1 pseudogene is annotated in these 744 nt (G+C 64.8%); it reads right to left on the reverse strand.

The annotated features are described in order from the left end of the window. Nucleotides 1–744 (reverse strand): annotated as a pseudogene (locus JP75_RS24885) (type IV secretory system conjugative DNA transfer family protein); the annotation flags it as partial.

Below are 744 nucleotides of genomic sequence, written 5' to 3' on the forward strand. Positions count from 1 at the left end.
ACGCCCGCCTCGCCGAGATGCGGCGTGTCCATCATGGCGCGCAAGGTCGCCTCGACGGGACGGCGAGGGTCGGACAGGAAGTTGGCAACGCCCGCCAGCGTTTTGTCCTTCTCCGCATAGAGAACATGCAGGATCGCGCCGACCAGCAGCGAATGGCTGGTCTTTTCCCAATGGTTGCGCTTGTCGAGACTGCCTTCGGGATCGACCAGAATATCCGCGATGTTCTGCACGTCGCGGACTTCCCATTCCCCGTGCCTGACCTCCAGCAGCGGGTTGTAGGCCGACGATCTGGCGTTCGTGGGATCGAACAGCAGCACCCGGCCGTGCTACGCCCGGAAGCCCGCCGTCAGCGTCCAGTTCTCCCCTTTTATGTCGTGGACAATGGCGGATGCTGGCCATGTCAGCAGCGTCGGCACCACTAGCCCGACACCTTTGCCGCTGCGCGTCGGGGCGAAGCATAAGACATGCTCGGGACCGTCATGGCGCAGATAGTCCCGGTCGTATCGGCCGAGCAGAACGCCATCGGGGCCGAGCAATCCAGCCGCGCGGATTTCCTTGTCCTCGGCCCATCGCGCCGATCCGTAGGTAGCGACGTTGCGCGCCTCGCGCGCCCGGATGATCGACATGAGGATGGCGGCGGCGATGGCGAGGAAGCCGCCCGATACCGCGATGATGCCGCCCTCGACGAAGATCGCGGGCGCGTAGGCGTCGAAGGAAAACCACCACCAGAAGAATGCCGGCGGA

The sequence above is a fragment of the Devosia riboflavina genome, from assembly GCF_000743575.1.
GTDB lineage: Bacteria > Pseudomonadota > Alphaproteobacteria > Rhizobiales > Devosiaceae > Devosia > Devosia riboflavina.